The organism is Litorimonas taeanensis, assembly GCF_003634015.1.
GTDB classification, from domain to species: Bacteria; Pseudomonadota; Alphaproteobacteria; order Caulobacterales; family Maricaulaceae; genus Litorimonas; species Litorimonas taeanensis.
On the sequence record NZ_RBII01000002.1, the window covers coordinates 704,515 to 720,202 of the forward strand.

Annotated in this window: 16 protein-coding genes; 1 reads left to right on the forward strand and 15 read right to left on the reverse strand. The window is 47.0% G+C overall.

Features of this window, described 5'->3' with window-relative positions:
- Positions 1-192 precede the first annotated feature (192 nt).
- Both rpsO and truB read right to left on the reverse strand, forming a co-directional pair.
- Positions 193-462 (reverse strand): 30S ribosomal protein S15, encoded by a 270-nt coding sequence (gene rpsO / locus DES40_RS11320; protein WP_121102236.1) that lies wholly within the window; start codon positions 460-462, stop codon positions 193-195.
- Positions 463-480: 18 nt separating this feature from the next.
- Positions 481-1,386 carry a tRNA pseudouridine(55) synthase TruB gene (truB, locus tag DES40_RS11325; protein ID WP_121102238.1) on the reverse strand — a complete coding sequence of 302 codons (906 nt, stop codon included), beginning with the start codon at positions 1,384-1,386 and terminating at the stop codon, positions 481-483.
- 120 nt (positions 1,387-1,506) lie between these two features.
- Here truB and DES40_RS11330 point away from each other — a divergent pair, with 120 nt between their 5' ends.
- Complete coding sequence (locus tag DES40_RS11330) at positions 1,507-1,932, forward strand: hypothetical protein (protein ID WP_121102240.1); 426 nt, start codon at positions 1,507-1,509, stop codon at positions 1,930-1,932.
- Between the two features lie 31 nt (positions 1,933-1,963).
- Here DES40_RS11330 and rbfA read toward each other — a convergent pair whose 3' ends face one another.
- The 13 genes from rbfA to ybeY form a co-directional block, all read right to left on the reverse strand.
- Entirely contained in the window at positions 1,964-2,350 is a 387-nt protein-coding gene (gene rbfA, locus DES40_RS11335) for a 30S ribosome-binding factor RbfA (protein ID WP_121102242.1), read from the reverse strand.
- A gap of 32 nt (positions 2,351-2,382) precedes the next feature.
- Positions 2,383-3,642, reverse strand: a complete 1,260-nt coding sequence (locus tag DES40_RS11340) for an MFS transporter (RefSeq protein WP_121102245.1) — start codon at positions 3,640-3,642, stop codon at positions 2,383-2,385.
- 34 nt (positions 3,643-3,676) lie between these two features.
- Positions 3,677-4,120 carry a YcxB family protein gene (locus tag DES40_RS11345; protein ID WP_170144975.1) on the reverse strand — a complete coding sequence of 148 codons (444 nt, stop codon included), beginning with the start codon at positions 4,118-4,120 and terminating at the stop codon, positions 3,677-3,679.
- A 166-nt stretch (positions 4,121-4,286) separates the two neighbouring features.
- Positions 4,287-7,052 carry a translation initiation factor IF-2 gene (gene infB, locus DES40_RS11350; protein WP_233345588.1) on the reverse strand — a complete coding sequence of 922 codons (2,766 nt, stop codon included), beginning with the start codon at positions 7,050-7,052 and terminating at the stop codon, positions 4,287-4,289.
- A gap of 135 nt (positions 7,053-7,187) precedes the next feature.
- Positions 7,188-7,910: an RNA-binding protein gene (locus DES40_RS11355; RefSeq protein WP_121102251.1), complete on the reverse strand. Its 723-nt coding sequence runs from the start codon at positions 7,908-7,910 to the stop codon at positions 7,188-7,190.
- 20 nt (positions 7,911-7,930) lie between these two features.
- Positions 7,931-9,577, reverse strand: a complete 1,647-nt coding sequence (nusA, locus tag DES40_RS11360) for a transcription termination factor NusA (protein WP_121102253.1) — start codon at positions 9,575-9,577, stop codon at positions 7,931-7,933.
- Positions 9,577-10,131, reverse strand: coding sequence for a ribosome maturation factor RimP (gene rimP / locus DES40_RS11365; RefSeq protein ID WP_121102255.1), 555 nt, complete (start codon positions 10,129-10,131; stop codon positions 9,577-9,579). The genes nusA and rimP overlap by 1 nt, the downstream gene beginning before the upstream one ends.
- Before the next feature lie 272 nt (positions 10,132-10,403).
- Positions 10,404-11,135 (reverse strand): HAD family acid phosphatase, encoded by a 732-nt coding sequence (locus DES40_RS11375; protein WP_121102259.1) that lies wholly within the window; start codon positions 11,133-11,135, stop codon positions 10,404-10,406.
- A 54-nt stretch (positions 11,136-11,189) separates the two neighbouring features.
- The gene (gene trmB, locus DES40_RS11380) at positions 11,190-11,912 is read right to left on the reverse strand and encodes a tRNA (guanosine(46)-N7)-methyltransferase TrmB (protein WP_121102260.1); all 723 of its coding nucleotides are present in this window, start codon (positions 11,910-11,912) and stop codon (positions 11,190-11,192) included.
- A 111-nt stretch (positions 11,913-12,023) separates the two neighbouring features.
- On the reverse strand, positions 12,024-12,452 hold the full coding sequence (locus DES40_RS11385; protein WP_233345589.1) for a helix-turn-helix domain-containing protein: 429 nt from the start codon (positions 12,450-12,452) through the stop codon (positions 12,024-12,026).
- Positions 12,453-12,510: 58 nt separating this feature from the next.
- Positions 12,511-14,181 (reverse strand): apolipoprotein N-acyltransferase, encoded by a 1,671-nt coding sequence (gene lnt / locus DES40_RS11390; RefSeq protein ID WP_121102264.1) that lies wholly within the window; start codon positions 14,179-14,181, stop codon positions 12,511-12,513.
- A 65-nt stretch (positions 14,182-14,246) separates the two neighbouring features.
- A complete protein-coding gene (locus DES40_RS11395; protein ID WP_121102266.1) occupies positions 14,247-15,173 on the reverse strand; it encodes a hemolysin family protein in 927 nt (308 codons plus the stop codon).
- A 36-nt stretch (positions 15,174-15,209) separates the two neighbouring features.
- Positions 15,210-15,659, reverse strand: a complete 450-nt coding sequence (ybeY, locus tag DES40_RS11400) for an rRNA maturation RNase YbeY (protein WP_121102268.1) — start codon at positions 15,657-15,659, stop codon at positions 15,210-15,212.
- Positions 15,660-15,688: the final 29 nt, after the last annotated feature.

A 15,688-nucleotide genomic window follows, 5' to 3' on the forward strand; every position in this document is an offset into this window, starting at 1 on the left:
TTTCTTCTACGTACATACAATGAGACCGTTTTAAGTCTCTGTTAGCGCCCTATTGCGCTTTCGACATTGACGCCACAGGCGTCGTTTTTGCATCACCATGATGCACAAAAGGCTGCCCCGTATTTTCCTTCAGAATTATCTTCTTTCAGAAAGTTTCACGGGGCAGCCTTGTATTTTTAACTTGAGACGCGTTTAGTGACGCAGACCCAATTTCGCGATAAGAGCCGTATAACGACCTTCATCTTTTTTCTTCAAATAAGCCAATAAACTCCGACGCTTTGCCACCATTGCCAAAAGGCCACGGCGAGAATGGTTGTCTTTTTTATTCGTTTTGAAGTGTTCAGTAAGGTTTGTAATGCGGTCCGTTAGAATCGCTACTTGCACCTCGGGTGAGCCTGTATCGCCAGGTTTGACGGCGTGCTCTGTAATAAGCGCAGCTTTGCGCTCTGGGGTAATCGACATCGTATTCTCCGTATTAAGTTATAAATTAAAAACACGTTTGGGCCATAATCGACCTTCGCGTATTTCGCACAGAGCCACTTCTCGTTCGCCTTCCATAGCCAATACCCAGCTCGAAAAGTGGGCAATGTCAGGAGATGTCGGGTCGATGGCTCGACCTTGCCGAAGATCCTGTGCATCCTGTTCCAACACGGCCAGCACCGGGATGTCGTCCAGAGCGGTCGAGAGGGGATACAAAGCCGCCTCAGCGGCGCCCCTATCGCAGGTTTCTGTTAAATGGGCAAGTGTTATTGACTGCGGGAGGGTAAACGGCCCCACACGCGTGCGGCGAAGCCTTGTGACATGTCCACAACTATCCAATGTGGCGGCTAAGTCTCGGGCGATAGAGCGGATATAAGTACCTTTGCCGCAGTCCACGGCAAAGCTGGCCGTTTCTGTGGTGGTAGAGAGCAGGCGGATGTCATTTATTTGCACCAACCGAGATTTGATGTCTACAGCTTCACCCGCCCGCGCAAGATCATAGGCCCGCTTTCCATCAATTTTAATCGCTGAATATTTCGGGGGGACTTGTTCGACTTCGCCTATGAATTGAGGGAGAGCTGCAAGAATAGAGGCTTTGTCAGGCCTATTGTCAGAGGTTTCTGTTATTTCACCTTCGATATCTTGGGTGGTGGTATTGGCGCCCCATGTAATTTCAAACTCATAAGATTTTGCCGCGTTCATCATGAATGGAACGGTCTTAGTCGCTTCGCCAAGTGCTATTGGCAATATACCCGTAGCTAGCGGGTCAAGCGTGCCTGCATGGCCCGCTTTTTGCGCTTTAAACAGCCATCGCGTCTTGCCAACGGCCTGAGTAGAGCCAAGTCCATACGGTTTGTCGAGAACAACCCACCCATGAACGGGATTGCCTTTACGTTTACGGGCCATCTAACATTCTCTTTTCAATAATAATTTAAACGGGAAAATTATTTTAATTCAACGCTTGATTGATTTTGTTCTGAATATATACATCGGCTTTCTGATTAAAGTCTACGTATAGGATATAAAATGAATTATAAACTTGTCCTCGCTACTATTATAGCGTTTCAACTTCCCGCTTGCTCCACCGTTATGAACGGTTCAAACCAACTCGTAAAGTTCACAACAGGAGATGTTATTGGTGCTGATTGTACCGCTACTGGGGGCTCTGATTTCGCTGTGAATGAAAAATTTACTACCCCAGCAGAAGTAAAAATACCACGCTCAAAAAAGACATTGAAAGTAGAGTGTAATAAAGAGGGCTACGAAGTCGCAACGAAAAATATAGTGGGACGTATCGAAGGGTCCACAGGTGGAAACATTCTATTGGGCGGCCCAATTGGCGTGGGTGTCGATGCACTATCTGGTGCAATTTATAAATATCCGGACACTATTCTTATACCGATGGATGAACTTAACCCTAGTTCAGACCTTACATCACCTAAGATGCCTTAAGGCGAAATTATAAAACTATTAGGGAAAGAAGTTAGTATTCTTTCCCTAAATCTTGCTTTACTTGAGGTTGATTGAGCAATCTCTGCATGTCTTCTGCCGTATCGAAACTCGTATCCGCGACAAATTTTAGACGCGGCGTCGATTTCATTTCCATTTCTTTGCCCAGGCGTCCGCGTAAAAATGACCCGCAGCGCTGTAAAGCTTTTACGGTTTTTTCGGCGTCTCCCCCACCAAGCGGCGCGGCATAAACAATGGCGTGTTTCAAATCAGGCGAGGCGCGCACTTCGGATATGGTAACGCTGACACCTTGAAGGTCGGGGTCGCGAATATTTTCTTTAGCTAATATTTCAGACAAAGCCCGGCGGATAAGCTCACCGGCTTTTAATTGGCGTTGTGATGGGGGTCTATTTTTGCTCATTCTGCCTATATCGGCTTTACAGGCCGAAAAAGCTAGGGCTGGCTGCCGTCTATCTCGGCTTTATGCAGATATTGTGCTTGGCGTAGTTTAGGGAAGAGAATGATCCAAAGCCCTGCAATTCCTATAGCGGCAATGCCGCCCGCCGTGACCGCAAAGACCGCGCCGAAAGCTGCAGCCATAGAGCCGGCCCGAAATTCTCCCAATTCGTTTGACGCGCCAAGAAAAATAGAATTGACCGCATTGACCCGACCCCGCACCGCGTCAGGTGTCCAAAGCTGTAAAAGAATTTCGCGTATATACACAGAAACCATGTCAAACGCCCCGACAAACATGAGGGCTAAGATAGACAGCCAGGCCCAAGTTGAAAAGCCGAACACAGTTGTGGCAAAGCCAAACAAGGCGACAGAGATAAATAAGATAGGCCCTGCATATTTTTTAATTGGAAAGGCAATCAGAACCCCAATCGTAATCACGGCGCCAATACCAGGAGCGGCACGGAGTAGGCCCAATCCTACAGAACCCAAATTTAGAACATCACTTGCATAGATAGGTAATAAGGCCACGGCACCGCCAAGAAGCACGGCAAAAAGGTCGAGTGAGATCGCGCCCAATACAATCTTTTCCTGCCAAATATATCGAAAACCGCCCAATAGGGTTTTAATATTAACAGGTGCCGTTTCCAAAATTTGTTTGGGTTTCTCAAGTGAAAAAATCATAATGGCTGCAAAGCTCATTATAATAGCCGCGCAACTATAAGCTACAGAGCCAGATATTCCGAATAATAGCCCTCCTGCAACAGGCCCCATAATCGAGGCGAGTTGCCATGATGAGGTAATCCATCCGACGGCATTGGCGAAATCTTCTTTGGGAACAAGATTGACAACAAGCGAGGTCGAGGCAGGCGTGTAAAAAGCACGCGCTACGCCAAAGACTGTCAATATAGCCAAAACCCAGAGCGGGTGAAATTGTTGGGTAAAAGCCAGATATAGAATGGCAACTGCGCAACATGTTTCGAGAATAATCGATCCCCCCATCACGCGTCGCCGCCCGAATTTATCTGAGGCCAGCCCTGTAATAAGCACAAGTAGGAGGGCGGGTAAAAATTGGACTAAGCCAATCATGCCTAACCAGAAAGCATTATGAGTTTCTTCCCAGATTTGCCATCCGACAGCGGTTGACACGATTTGCGCGGCAAAAGACGTTGAAAACCGTGCGATAAAATACAGCGAATAGGCTTTGTGTCGGAAGGCAGCAAAGCGGTCTTCTGGTATGATGGCGGGCGAATTAGGCATAGTGAGCCGCTATCCCCGCTTTAATAACAAAAGGCTAGTCTGTTTTTGCGTTTTCCATCCATAGCTGGCATTGCGAGATGAATTGATTTTGAGAGGCTGTGTCGCCAATGACCTCTCGTGGCAAATAATAAAATAAGCCTTTGCAGAGAAGTCCGATATAGCTTGGCGTTTGTTCGAGGCTTGAAATGGCTGACCATTTGATTTCTGTATGGCGGCCTGTTTCGATTACTATAATACCCGATTCCGTAAAAGTATAATCCGAGACGAAATCTTCGCCCAGATCTACTTGTCTCTTATCAAAGACATAGTCATCAAAGAAGCTGCCTCCCCATTTGCCGAAGACACAAAAACCTAGAATTAGGCCGATAAGTGTTCCAATGCGTTTTAATTCTTGCCCCAGAAAAAACTCAGCGACGAGAGTGAATATAATTATGGGCGTGACCATTGTGATAATAGCGCAAAGAATGAGCAGTACCATTGAGAGCCAGCGTATCCTTGATGAATATAAGTGCTGGCTAAGTTCCCCCTGAGCCTTCAGCAGACTGTCTATTTCGAATTCATGGGTATATTCAAATTTCACTCCCCCATTTAACAAAAAACCCTCCGCGAAGGAAGGGTTTTTAAACTTAATGATGAAGCGAAGATTAATCGAGATTGCGCTCGATAAGCTCAACGGTGAAACACTCGATTTGATCGCCTTTACGAAGGTCATGATAGCCTTCAAAGCCCATACCACATTCCATACCAGCTTGAACTTTTGGAACTTCGTCTTTGAAACGCTTAAGCGTAGATAGCTCGCCTTCGTGGATAACCACATCATCGCGCAAGAGACGGACGCCTGAACCGCGTTCAACGCGGCCTTCCGTAACCTTACACCCAGCAACCTTACCCAACTTGGTAATGTTAAAGACTTCAAGTATTTCAGCGTAGCCGATAAAGGTTTCACGGCGCTCTGGTTCAAGCATGCCTGATAGCGCGCCTTTAATCTCTTCAATCAAGTCATAAATGACAGAGTAATAGCGAATTTCGACGCCTTCGCGTTCAGCCAAGTCTTTGGCTTGTCTATTGGCCCGAACATTAAAGGCAATGATCGGCGCGCCTGATGTGGCTGCCAATTGGACGTCAGACTCGGAAATACCGCCTGCTGCTGAATACACAACGCGTGCCATAACTTCTTCATTACCCGCATTTTCAAGGGCAGTCTTAATTGCTTCGGCAGAGCCTTGTACATCAGCTTTCACTAAGAGAGGCATTTCCGACGTCTCTTTATTATTAAGCTTGGCCATCATTTGTTCCATTGAAGCAATGGCTGAAGGTGCGACTGAGAGTTTATCCTTGGCAATTTGCTTACGATAATTAGTCAACTCACGCGCGCGGCTCTCATTTTCGACGACAGCGAAAGGCTCACCGGGTTGCGGTGCGCCGTCCAGACCCATAACTTCAACAGGAACAGAGGGCCCGGCTTGTTTAAGTGTCTTGTTACGCTCATCGGTCAAAGCTTTCACCTTGCCCCAATATTCGCCAGCCACAACGATTTGTCCTCGTTTTAACGTACCACGCTTAACGAGAAGCGTTGATACAGGGCCGCGGCCTTTTTCGATCTTAGATTCAATAACCAAACCATCAGCATTGCGCGTTGGGTTGGCTTTTAAATCCATCAACTCTGCTTGCAACGTAATCGCTTCTGCCAGTTCTGCTAAACCTGTCTTTTTCAAGGCGGAGACTTGAACAGCCTGTGTTTCACCAGACATGCTTTCGGTGATAACGCTATGCTGTAAGAGGTCGGTTTCAACTTTCTGCGGATTCGCTTCATAGGCATCCATTTTGTTAATGGCGACAATAATTGGCTTATCTGCAGCTTGTGCATATTTAATCGATTCAATCGTTTGCGGCATAATGCCATCATCAGCAGCAACAACAAGGACGACAATATCTACGGCTTCGGCGCCGCGTGTCCGCATTTCAGAGAAAGCCGCATGTCCTGGCGTATCCAATACTGTGATGGTTTCGCCTGATTTTAGTTTCAGCTGATACGCACCAATATGTTGTGTAATGCCGCCCGCTTCGCCAGAGGCAACATCTGTTGAACGTAAGGCATCCAAGAGCGAAGTTTTACCGTGGTCAACATGACCCATAACGGCAATGACAGGGGCTCTAGGTTTGCGATCTTTTTCGTCTGATGGCGTGTCATCAATGATAAAGTTTTCTTCAACATCAGAGGCCGCCACACGTTTGACTGTGTGACCAAAATCTTCAACGATGAGCTGCGCTGTATCAGCGTCTAGCATATCGTTAATATTCATCATCTGGCCTTGCTGCATCAGATATTTCACAACATCTGCGCCGCGCTCTGCCATACGGTTGGCCAAATCGCCGACCGAGATAACTTCGGGAATGGTGACTTCACGTTGCACCTTCTCACGAGAGGCATTTCCGCCGCGTTGACGCTGCTTTTCGCGTTCACGGGCACGTTTCATAGAGGCAAGTGAGCGTTGGCGTTCGTCATCACCAGACAAAGCTGAAACGATGGTTAGCTTGCCGCGGCGGCGTTTTTGTTCGCCCTTGGAACGGGTGGGCGGTGGCATATTGCCCCGCTTTTTCTTGACGCGTCCGCCGGCCTTTTCAAGCTCGGTCATATCCTCAGAGGATGTTTCATTTCGATTCAAAGGTGAGCCGACTGGCTTGCGAGCATTGCGCGCTTCGGCTTCTTTCTTTTGACGTTCTTCTTCTTCTTTTTCAAGACGGCGTAGTTCAGCTTCTTCTTCTTCGCGCTTTTTACGCTCCAAAGCTTCACGCTCATCTTTCATACGCTGTTGGCGTTCCGCTTCTTCAGCACGTCTACGAGCTTGGCGTTCTGCCTGTTCAGCTTGCGCTTTTTGTAGGGCCTCTTGGCGTTTCTTATATTCAGCAACGGATAAACCGAGCGCGCGGGCCGCTTCTTTTACATCAATGGGTTTTGGCGGCGGCGGGGCTAAAGCGGGTTTTAATTTTGGCGCTGGAGCTTTAGGCTTTGGCGCAGCTTCAACAGCTTTGGGCTTTTCAGGGGCCTTTGTTTCTGTTTTCGCTTCAACCTTAGGGGCTGGCTCTGCTTTAGGGACAGGTGTTTCCGGCACTTCAACCTTATTAGAAGAAACACGAGGAATAGGCGCTGGCCGTGCAATATTTGGTACGACAGGTTTTGTTTCGCCTGTGCTGGCGTTCTCTTGCCCCTTATTGATCGGCGCAATATTAGGCTTAATTTTTGGTGTGGCTTTGGCCGCACCCGCCTGTTTCGTACCAGGACGGACGAGGATTTTCTTTTTCTTTTCGACAACAACGGCAGAACTTCGTCCGCGTGCTGGTCGCGCTCCGCCTTTGTTCAATGTCAAAGGTCGGCGGGCTGGTTTTTTATCAGATGTATCGTTCATCATTTTCTTTCAGTTGAAGGGGACGGTCATAACTCCGCTGCCTTCTTTATCGTCCCAATTTCTCTTGGGCCTTTTCGAGCGCGTAACCTAACGGTCATGCGTACTATTTCAACTCTCAAAAGCGGCTGTTTTGCTGCTTTATGACTCTTTCTTTTTCACTTCATGGTCGTAATCGTCCCAATCCGTAGGGATAAGAGGTACAAACCCCGAAAGCCTCTCGGCTTCGAGTCTTAAGCGTTTGCAGAGCTTACCCCGTTTAATGCCTGCGTGGACCATTTTATCACGCCCAAAACAGTCCCCTAATTCATAGGCTGTGAAACATCCAATCGTTGTGGGATCAGATAGTTCCAATTCTCTTGCAATAGCGCGAGACAAGGTACGGATTTTGCCGCGCCCATCAGCTGCGCCGTCGCGGGCTTCAACACGAAGGCCTAAGACGCCTTCACGTGCCATCCCAATGACTTGGTCATAGCCCATCGCAATATTAGCGGATTTTTTAGCCATTGATAGGAGCCCCAATACGGAGCGCTTCAAACCCGCCTCAACTTGACCCTCTAGGTCATCAGGCATTTTGACCTGAGATTTAAAACCTCTTGCGAAGGCTTTAGATTTAATCGCTTTTTGTAATAATTCAAGATTAGCACTAACCCAAACGCCGCGCCCTGGTAACTTTCCGGCAATGTCAGGCACGACCATATTGTCCGGCCCTTTGACGAACCGAACCATATCTTTCGGGTCCCGAACTTCGCCCAAGGCTACGCATCGGCGTTCTTTTGATTTATGACCCCGCCTGTCGGGGCCATATTCAAGTTCTTCTTCCGAAAGGTTTTCGTTATTCGCAATGTCGGTGGGCGTTCTCATTGTGGCCCCCGGATCGCGCGTTACGCGCCCTCAAAAAGAGTTTCGGCAGTGATGACAGGGTTGCCATCCTCATCAAGTTCAGCTTCTTCCTCTTCTTCGAGTGCTGAAGCTTCAATCCAGCCAGCTTTCACGCGGGCTTGCATGATAAGGTTTGTTGCCTCTTCATTTGTAAGGCCCATATGCTCAATCATACCATCTTCATGAATACGTTCACCGTCTTTATATTCAGTGTAACCGTTCAAATCATCAGGCACGAGTCCGGCGACATCTTCGACCGTTTTGATCTCATTTTCACCAAAGATAACAGCCATAGGCAGAGTGACACCTTCGATTTCCAGAACATCATCCTCAACACCTGTTTTGATACGGGCTTGATTTTGCTCTTCTGCGATACGGTCAAGATATTCACGCGCACGCGCCTGAAGTTCCTCAGCCGTTTCATCATCAAACCCATCAATAGACGTTAGGTCATCCAGCGCCACATAGCCGACTTCTTCCATAGTTTCGAAGCCTTCAGAAACGAGAAGCTGCGCCACCATTTCGTCGACATCCAAGCCTTCCATGAAGAGACTAGAGCGCTCTGCAAACTCTTTCTGACGACGCTCTGACTCTTGAGCTTCTGTTAAGATGTCCAAAGCCCAGCCTGAAAGCTGTGATGCGAGACGCACATTCTGCCCACGGCGGCCAATGGCCAGTGATAATTGGTCTTCTGGAACCACAACTTCGATACGCTCATTGGCTTCATCAATGACGACTTTAGTGACTTCAGCGGGTTGCAAGGCATTGACGATGAAGGCCCCCATATCTTCTGTGTAAGGAATGATATCAATACGCTCACCTTGAAGCTCATTAACAACAGCCTGAACACGTGAACCGCGCATACCCACACAAGCCCCAACAGGGTCGATAGAACTATCAGATGAGTAAACTGCGATTTTGGCACGAGAGCCTGGATCACGTGCAACTGAGACGATTTGGATAACGCCTTCATAGACTTCTGGAACTTCTTGGGCAAAGAGTTGAGCCATAAATTGTGGGTGCGCGCGAGATAGGAAGATTTGTGATCCACGCGGTTCTTCGCGAACATCCATAATATATGCGCGAATCCGATCGCCTGACTTTACATTTTCTCGGGGCAACGCTTGGTCTCGGCGAATAACGCCTTCGGCGCGGCCTAGATCCACAATAATGTGACCATATTCAACACGTTTGACGATACCATTGATGATTTCGCCAATACGATCTTTAAATTCAAGATATTGACGGGCCCGCTCGGCATCGCGGATTTTACCCATGATGATTTGCTTGGACATTTGGGCTTGTACACGGCCAAACTCAAGGGGCGGCAGGTCTGTTGTGATAAGGTCACCCGCCACTGCGTCAGGATTATCCATTTTTGCTGTTGAAAGGGCGACTTCTGTTGTTTCGTTTTCAAGCGCTTCGTCTTCGACAACCGTGATGACCCGGCGGAGACTTTGTTCGCCTGTTACGGGGTCGAGCTTTGCTCGAATATCAAGCTCAGAACCATAACGCAGACGAGCGGCTTTTTGGATGGCCTCTTCAATGGCTTCCAAAACGATAGCTTGATCGATGGATTTTTCGTCAGCAACAGCTTTTGCAATCATCAAAAGCTCAAGTTTATTAGCAGCAATTCCGTTCGTGGACATTATGTGTCTCCATTTTCGGGTGTGGTATTCGTGTTGAGTTTAGCGGCGTCTTTTGCTTTTTGCCCGGCTTCAATAAGGGCGTCAGTAATTTGTAATTTCGCTTCGGAGATCCAGTCAAAGGGAATAGAGGCCGTACTGTCCGGTTCGTTTTCTAAATTGATGTCAACGTCATTGCCATCAACACCTGCCAATACGCCGCGAAAGCGTTTGCGGCCTTCGACTAATCGGTCGAGTTCAATTTTGGCGTGATAGCCTTCATAGGTTTCAAAGTCTTTGAGGTCCGTGAGCGGGCGATCAAGACCTGGCGAGCTGACCTCAAGAATATAGGCATCTGAAATTGGGTCTTCGACTTCCATTAAAGCTGACAATTCACGCGATAAAGCTTCGCAATTCTCGACAGCCATTAAACCATCGCTTTTGCGTTCGGCCATGATTTGCACGGTTTTACGCTTGCCCGCCATCACGCGCACACGGACAATATTTAGACCCAAATCTTCAGCAATGGGTTCGGCAAGGGCGAGTACGCGCTCATCTGTATGTGTTTTTGTTTTCATATATTATGGTGTTCTATATCGTATTCGAAATCTCTTAACCGACGCGGTGCCCAGGATGAAATCACAGTTTTATGTCGGGCTGAAAGAAACTCAGACATAAAAAAAACGGCCCCGCTGGGGCCGCCTGTTCCGCATCCTGTGCGGTTGGCGTTTTTTATCGTTAAGCCGTATTTAGAGTAAGACACCAAATTACGCAAGCCTTTATAATGACCATTGTGCAGACGTTATAGATATACAAAATAAACGTCTGTTAAGAGATGCCTTTAGGGGACTTAGCGCCCAGGTCCCGGAACCGCCGCGCAAGGCTCGCCATACATAGCGCCTTGGTCAATGCAAAAGAATTTCCAACCTTTTACAGTCTCGGGTTTATCACCAATATTGTCGCCTATAAAAGCTATAACCTCGACATTTGGGTAACCTTGAGCCGCCAATATTTCTGGTACAAGGTTAAACCGACTGGTTTTATCAGACCGTCCATTTGGTGAAGCCTTAGTCAATAAAACACGGAAATCTTCACTGCGCCTAAGGCCCAATGCGGCGAGGTTTTCTTCAGTCGCCAATTGTTCTGTGTCTCGGCGGTTTGTTACGAAGGCTACATGGCCGCCTAATTGATTTACAAAAGCAATAAACTCGGCCGCGCCCGGAACAAGGCTTGCCTGTTTTTTCTGAGTCCACTCATACCAGCTTACACTTGTGTAGCCTAAGCCGGCTTTGTCACGTGCCACTTGATACGCCACATTGTTCATTACGGTTTCATCAAGATCTAATATGACTGCCCAGCTTAGTGCGGAGTTTTTTTCGCTCTGAATTTTCACATACTCGGAGGCTTCCTCATAAACATCAAGAGCCTCTTGGCGCCAGTCAGGCGCGTGGGCGACCCATTCTGTGCTGGGCTTAAGAGATGATGTTTCATGGGTAGAAGTCGTCGTACACGCCGCCAGTCCTGTTGAAAGGCTAAATAAAAGGGATAAGGTTACTATATGCAAGGCAGGGCGTCGTTTCATTTAAGTCTCCATTCTTCGTGTTAATTGCTACAAAGCCCATTCAGCCTTGTTATCTTATTTTCGAATAAACGTGAAATAATGGCACTCTCGACCTTCACGTTTTGCCTTGGCTTCATAGCGAGTAGGGCACCAATCAGCGGGCGGAACGCGCCAGTCATCTTTAGAGGTGGCTGGCCACTCAAACCCACCATGTTTGTGAATGCGGGTTATTGTCCAGTCTACATAATGGATAATGTCGCTTGCAAAACGGAACTCATGCCCCGGCTTTAACACGCGATGAATTTCATTTAAAAAGGCTTCATTGATAAGGCGCCGTTTATGGTGCCGGGTTTTTCGCCAAGGGTCAGGAAATAAAACAAAGACTTTTTCGAGGCTAGCATTAGGTAAGGCTGCAAGAACGTCGCGTACATCCCCGTGATGAATGCTGATGTTTGAGGTGTTATCTGTGATGATGCCATCAACAGCTTTAACAACACCGTTTAAAAATGGCTCTGCCCCTAATAGATGAATATCAGGGTTGTTGCGCCCTTGATGCAAAAGGTGATCAGCACCGCCAAAACCGATTTCGAGCCAAAGCGGTTTATTAATTTTGCTATGCCCATCTTTTACGTCCCATTCGAGTTTGGGAAAATGGGTTTCCATCATGTCTAATTGTTTCGGACTTAAGGGCCGCCCTTTAGCGCGCCCAAATGTACGAAAACGGTCTTTATCTCGGAAATATATTTTCCGATCTGAAGATTGAGGTTTGGATGGATTTGACGATTCAGAATGTGTCATGGCGGCGCTTTAGCGTGCCGTCCAAGATATTTCTAGCGTCTTATAAATATATTGCGCCAACACAGGAGCTGTATTGAGGAGAGATTGTTGGCGCAAGTAATGTAAGAATAATTAGTCGTCACTATCTGTTGAGTCTTTGGCCATAGCGCGCGCCAATTCTAACAGTTGGCGTCTGACAGATTTAGACCGAATTTGACTCACGGCTTTAGCCAAGGCTACACCGTCTGTACTGTTGATAAATTCATAGACAATCGGCATTTGGTCATCTTCTGCAAATTCACCATTGGCAAAGTCATCGGATAAGCCGTCAAAAAAGAAATTGATTGGAACCTCTAAGACTTCAGAGATTTTCCAAAGGCGGCTAGCTCCAACGCGATTTGAACCGCGCTCATATTTTTGCACTTGTTGGAATGTGACACCTAATTTATCGCCAAGTTTCTCTTGGCTCATCTTTAAAACTTGTCGTCGAAGTCTTACACGTGTGCCAACATGCACGTCTACCGGATTGGCAGCGCGCGGCGCGTGTTTTGGATCTTTCACTGTTGTCATCCTTGTTATGTTCGGTGCCGAGGTGCCCCCACCGTCAAGTTCGAACGATTTAATTGATCGCGCGATTATTTAAACCACGCCCTAATTTGATACATACTAATGATAAAAAAAGATTTATCAAGAAAAGCAGGGCAATGATTTGGTTTGTTTTCTTAATTTTTTTCAAGGGTTTTGGCAGTTTTGTGTCAATATGAGACGGGGTTTCTATATTAGTTTTGGCAAATATACGCCCATAAGGGTCAAAAACTCCGCTCACCCCGTTAGAGGCTGCACGAATGACAGGCAGGCCCTCTTCTATGGCTCGGTAGCGGGCAATGTTCGCGTGTTGCGCGGGACCCCAACTTTTCCCGAACCAAGCATCATTGGATTGGTTTAGAATAAATTCTGCCTTGTTTCCTGTTTTAGGGTGAGGCGTGAAGCCAGGGAAAATTATTTCATAACAAATTTGCGGACTGCCCAGAGGAAGGCCAGGAAATTGCGTAAGTCTTTTGGATTTAGCGGCGGATATTGAGAGAAGGTTAGTCGAAATAACGGGCACATTTTTTGACTCCATCCACTTCCCGAAAGGAATGAACTCCCCAAAGGGCACCAAGCGGGCTTTGTCATTGAACGCGGCAATATTTGGCGTGCCTGCAGAGTCAAAGGTGATAGCGACGGAGCTATTATAATAATCATCTATGATTTGGCTGGAGTTTGGGTCGAAGCGTGATTCATGACGCAAAGAATTTAAAAGCCAAACAGGTAAATTATCTCCGCCGAGTCTTCTGGATAATTCTTGGCTCATTGTCAAAAGTAATGGTTCATTTTCCATAGCTAATCCAGAGACGGCGCCTTCTGGCCAAATGATATGCGTGACCTCTCTTAGCGGTGTTGAGAGCATAGTCTCTGTTTCCTCATCTTTAAGGCTTTCGCGAAGAAACTCTGAAACAATATTGATACTTTTATCAGGGTTAAATTTATCGGCCTGATCAAAAGGGATAGAGACTATACGGAGTAAAATATTATCTTGGGGAATGACTGTCGCATTTGATAATCTCATCGTTCCGAAACCATAAAGCCCACCAAGGGAAAGAAAAAGCACCCCCCCGGCTATCCATTTTCGCCGGGCCGTTTCATTTGTAAAAAGCGTTGCCAATAAGGCGGCTCCGGCAAATACGAAACAGCTCTGGCCGTAAATTGTCCAAAATGCTGCGCCTTGAGAAAATGCGCCGCCCGCGGGGAAAATATAGCCTGTGAGATTCCAAGGGAATCCGCTGAATAAATAGCCTCTGGCTATTTCGCTCAGGGTGAAAATGGTCACAAAAACAATTTGTGACCAAATGGGTTTCAGGCGTGATCCTGCGAATAACAAGCCTGCAAAAGCCCAAAAAAGAGCTAAAATTGCTGCAAGACCTAAAATCATAGGCGGCATGACTGGGATAAAGGCAGCCCCTCTGGCTATGAAGGCTTCGCCCACCCAAAACACCCCAACCCCAAAATAGCCAAGGGCAAACCAAAACGCAGAATGAAATCCTGCGCGGCGAGGGGCTATTGAAGAACTTGTCTTTTCAAGGCGTAAAAAAAGAAAAGCTAAGCCAATAAGTGATAAAGGCCAAAAATGGAGAGGCGCTTGCCCTAAGACACAGAGCCCACCCAAAAGAAACCCGATGCCGCGTCCTGCCCATCCATCGCTTTTCAATAGGATTGAAGGAGAGCGCAATAAAGACAAATCTGTTTTCATGGTTCTATGGCTATCTGAGCGATTGGATAATTAGATGTTTCGCGGTTTTGCGCATAATGATTGATTTATTTTTCAGGAAGCGGCGTGACGTTTTGCTCACTAGAAACAGCAGTTGTTTCTGTTTTCTTAGCGCTACGCGTGTCTGTAATACGCAGACGCTTCAGGCGGCGAGGATCGGCGTCAATGATTTCAAACTCTAACCCATCTGCATGTTTGATAATTTCTCCGCGTTCAGGGACGCGTCCCGCCATGGTAAAAATGAGGCCACCCAAAGTATCAACATCTTCCTCTTGATCGGGGGTCGCAAAATCGCGCCCAAGAGTGTTTTCAAAGGCCTCAATAGACAGACGGGCATCAGCTTCCCACACAGATCGACCACCTTTGCCCGGTACGTTTTGCACTTCAACTTCGACTTCATCATGTTCGTCATCAATATCGCCGACAATAGGTTCAATTAAATCTTCAATCGTCACGAGGCCATCTGTTCCGCCATATTCATCGACCACAATGGCCATATGAGTGCGGCGAGCCTGCATTCTTCGCAAGAGATCTTGGGCAAGCATTGATGGGGGGACGAAAAGTACGGGCCGACGAATATATTGGATCACTTTGCGATTTGGATAGGTCTTCCCCGTTCGGCCTTTCGCATCAAGCATTAGATAGGGTAAAAGATCTTTGATATGAACCATGCCTATAGGGTCGTCGAGTGTGTCTTTATAAACGGGTAAGCGAGAGTGCCCAGCATCTTTGAACGCTAATGATAGCTCTGTCAGTGTAGCGCTGTTGTCTACGGCGACAATATTGGCGCGGGGCACCATGACATCATCAACCCGTAAAAGATGAAACCTTTCGGCAGCATTCATCATTAATTCTTGGGCGGCAGTGGCTTTCGTTAATTCATCCCCAGAGTTATCCGAATCCGCTTGAGTGTTGGAAGTGCCTCGGCGGAAAAGCCTTTTTAATAGGCGGGGTTCAGATGTTGGGTCGCTCATAGCGTTTGTATAACTCTTCAAGTTTTGTAAAAACTGTCAATAAAGATAAGGGTTGTCAATATTCAATAATGTGAGGGCTTGTATTTCAAGCGCTTCCATTATGGAAGCGTCTTCTTCATTGATATGGTCGTAACCCTGTAAATGTAAAAACCCGTGAATAATGAGGTGTGAAAGATGATTGTCGAAAGAAATGTTTTTTTCTTTGGCTTCGCTTTCAACCGTTTCATAGGCCAATACGATGTCGCCTAAAAGCGGGGCAGGCGGAGGAACAGGAAAAGATAAAACATTAGTAGGTTTATCTTTTCCGCGATATTCTCGATTAAGACATCTAATTTGGGCGTCATCAGAGAGCGCTATGGATAGCTCTCCTAATCGCGGAGATTCCAAAACCTCTAAGATTGCAGAAACGGATTTATAAATAACAGCCTCATGATTTGACCACGTGTCAGACTGTAGGGCGATATCAATATCAAAAGGCAATGACATAAAATTTAATTCACGGCGGGCATTTTAGG

Excerpts from the sequence above, each read along its gene's own strand:
- DES40_RS11330 (WP_121102240.1), top strand. The coding sequence starts at position 1,507 with ATGAATTATAAACTTGTCCTCGCTACTATTATAGCGTTTCAACTTCCC.
- nusA (WP_121102253.1), bottom strand. The coding sequence starts at position 9,577 with ATGTCCACGAACGGAATTGCTGCTAATAAACTTGAGCTTTTGATGATT.
- truB (WP_121102238.1), bottom strand. The coding sequence starts at position 1,386 with ATGGCCCGTAAACGTAAAGGCAATCCCGTTCATGGGTGGGTTGTTCTC.
- DES40_RS11340 (WP_121102245.1), bottom strand. The coding sequence starts at position 3,642 with ATGCCTAATTCGCCCGCCATCATACCAGAAGACCGCTTTGCTGCCTTC.
- rbfA (WP_121102242.1), bottom strand. The coding sequence starts at position 2,350 with ATGAGCAAAAATAGACCCCCATCACAACGCCAATTAAAAGCCGGTGAG.
- lnt (WP_121102264.1), bottom strand. The coding sequence starts at position 14,181 with ATGAAAACAGATTTGTCTTTATTGCGCTCTCCTTCAATCCTATTGAAA.
- rimP (WP_121102255.1), bottom strand. The coding sequence starts at position 10,131 with ATGAAAACAAAAACACATACAGATGAGCGCGTACTCGCCCTTGCCGAA.
- DES40_RS11395 (WP_121102266.1), bottom strand. The coding sequence starts at position 15,173 with ATGAGCGACCCAACATCTGAACCCCGCCTATTAAAAAGGCTTTTCCGC.
- DES40_RS11345 (WP_170144975.1), bottom strand. The coding sequence starts at position 4,120 with ATGGTACTGCTCATTCTTTGCGCTATTATCACAATGGTCACGCCCATA.
- ybeY (WP_121102268.1), bottom strand. The coding sequence starts at position 15,659 with ATGTCATTGCCTTTTGATATTGATATCGCCCTACAGTCTGACACGTGG.
- DES40_RS11375 (WP_121102259.1), bottom strand. The coding sequence starts at position 11,135 with ATGAAACGACGCCCTGCCTTGCATATAGTAACCTTATCCCTTTTATTT.
- trmB (WP_121102260.1), bottom strand. The coding sequence starts at position 11,912 with ATGACACATTCTGAATCGTCAAATCCATCCAAACCTCAATCTTCAGAT.
- DES40_RS11355 (WP_121102251.1), bottom strand. The coding sequence starts at position 7,910 with ATGAGAACGCCCACCGACATTGCGAATAACGAAAACCTTTCGGAAGAA.
- rpsO (WP_121102236.1), bottom strand. The coding sequence starts at position 462 with ATGTCGATTACCCCAGAGCGCAAAGCTGCGCTTATTACAGAGCACGCC.
- infB (WP_233345588.1), bottom strand. The coding sequence starts at position 7,052 with ATGATGAACGATACATCTGATAAAAAACCAGCCCGCCGACCTTTGACA.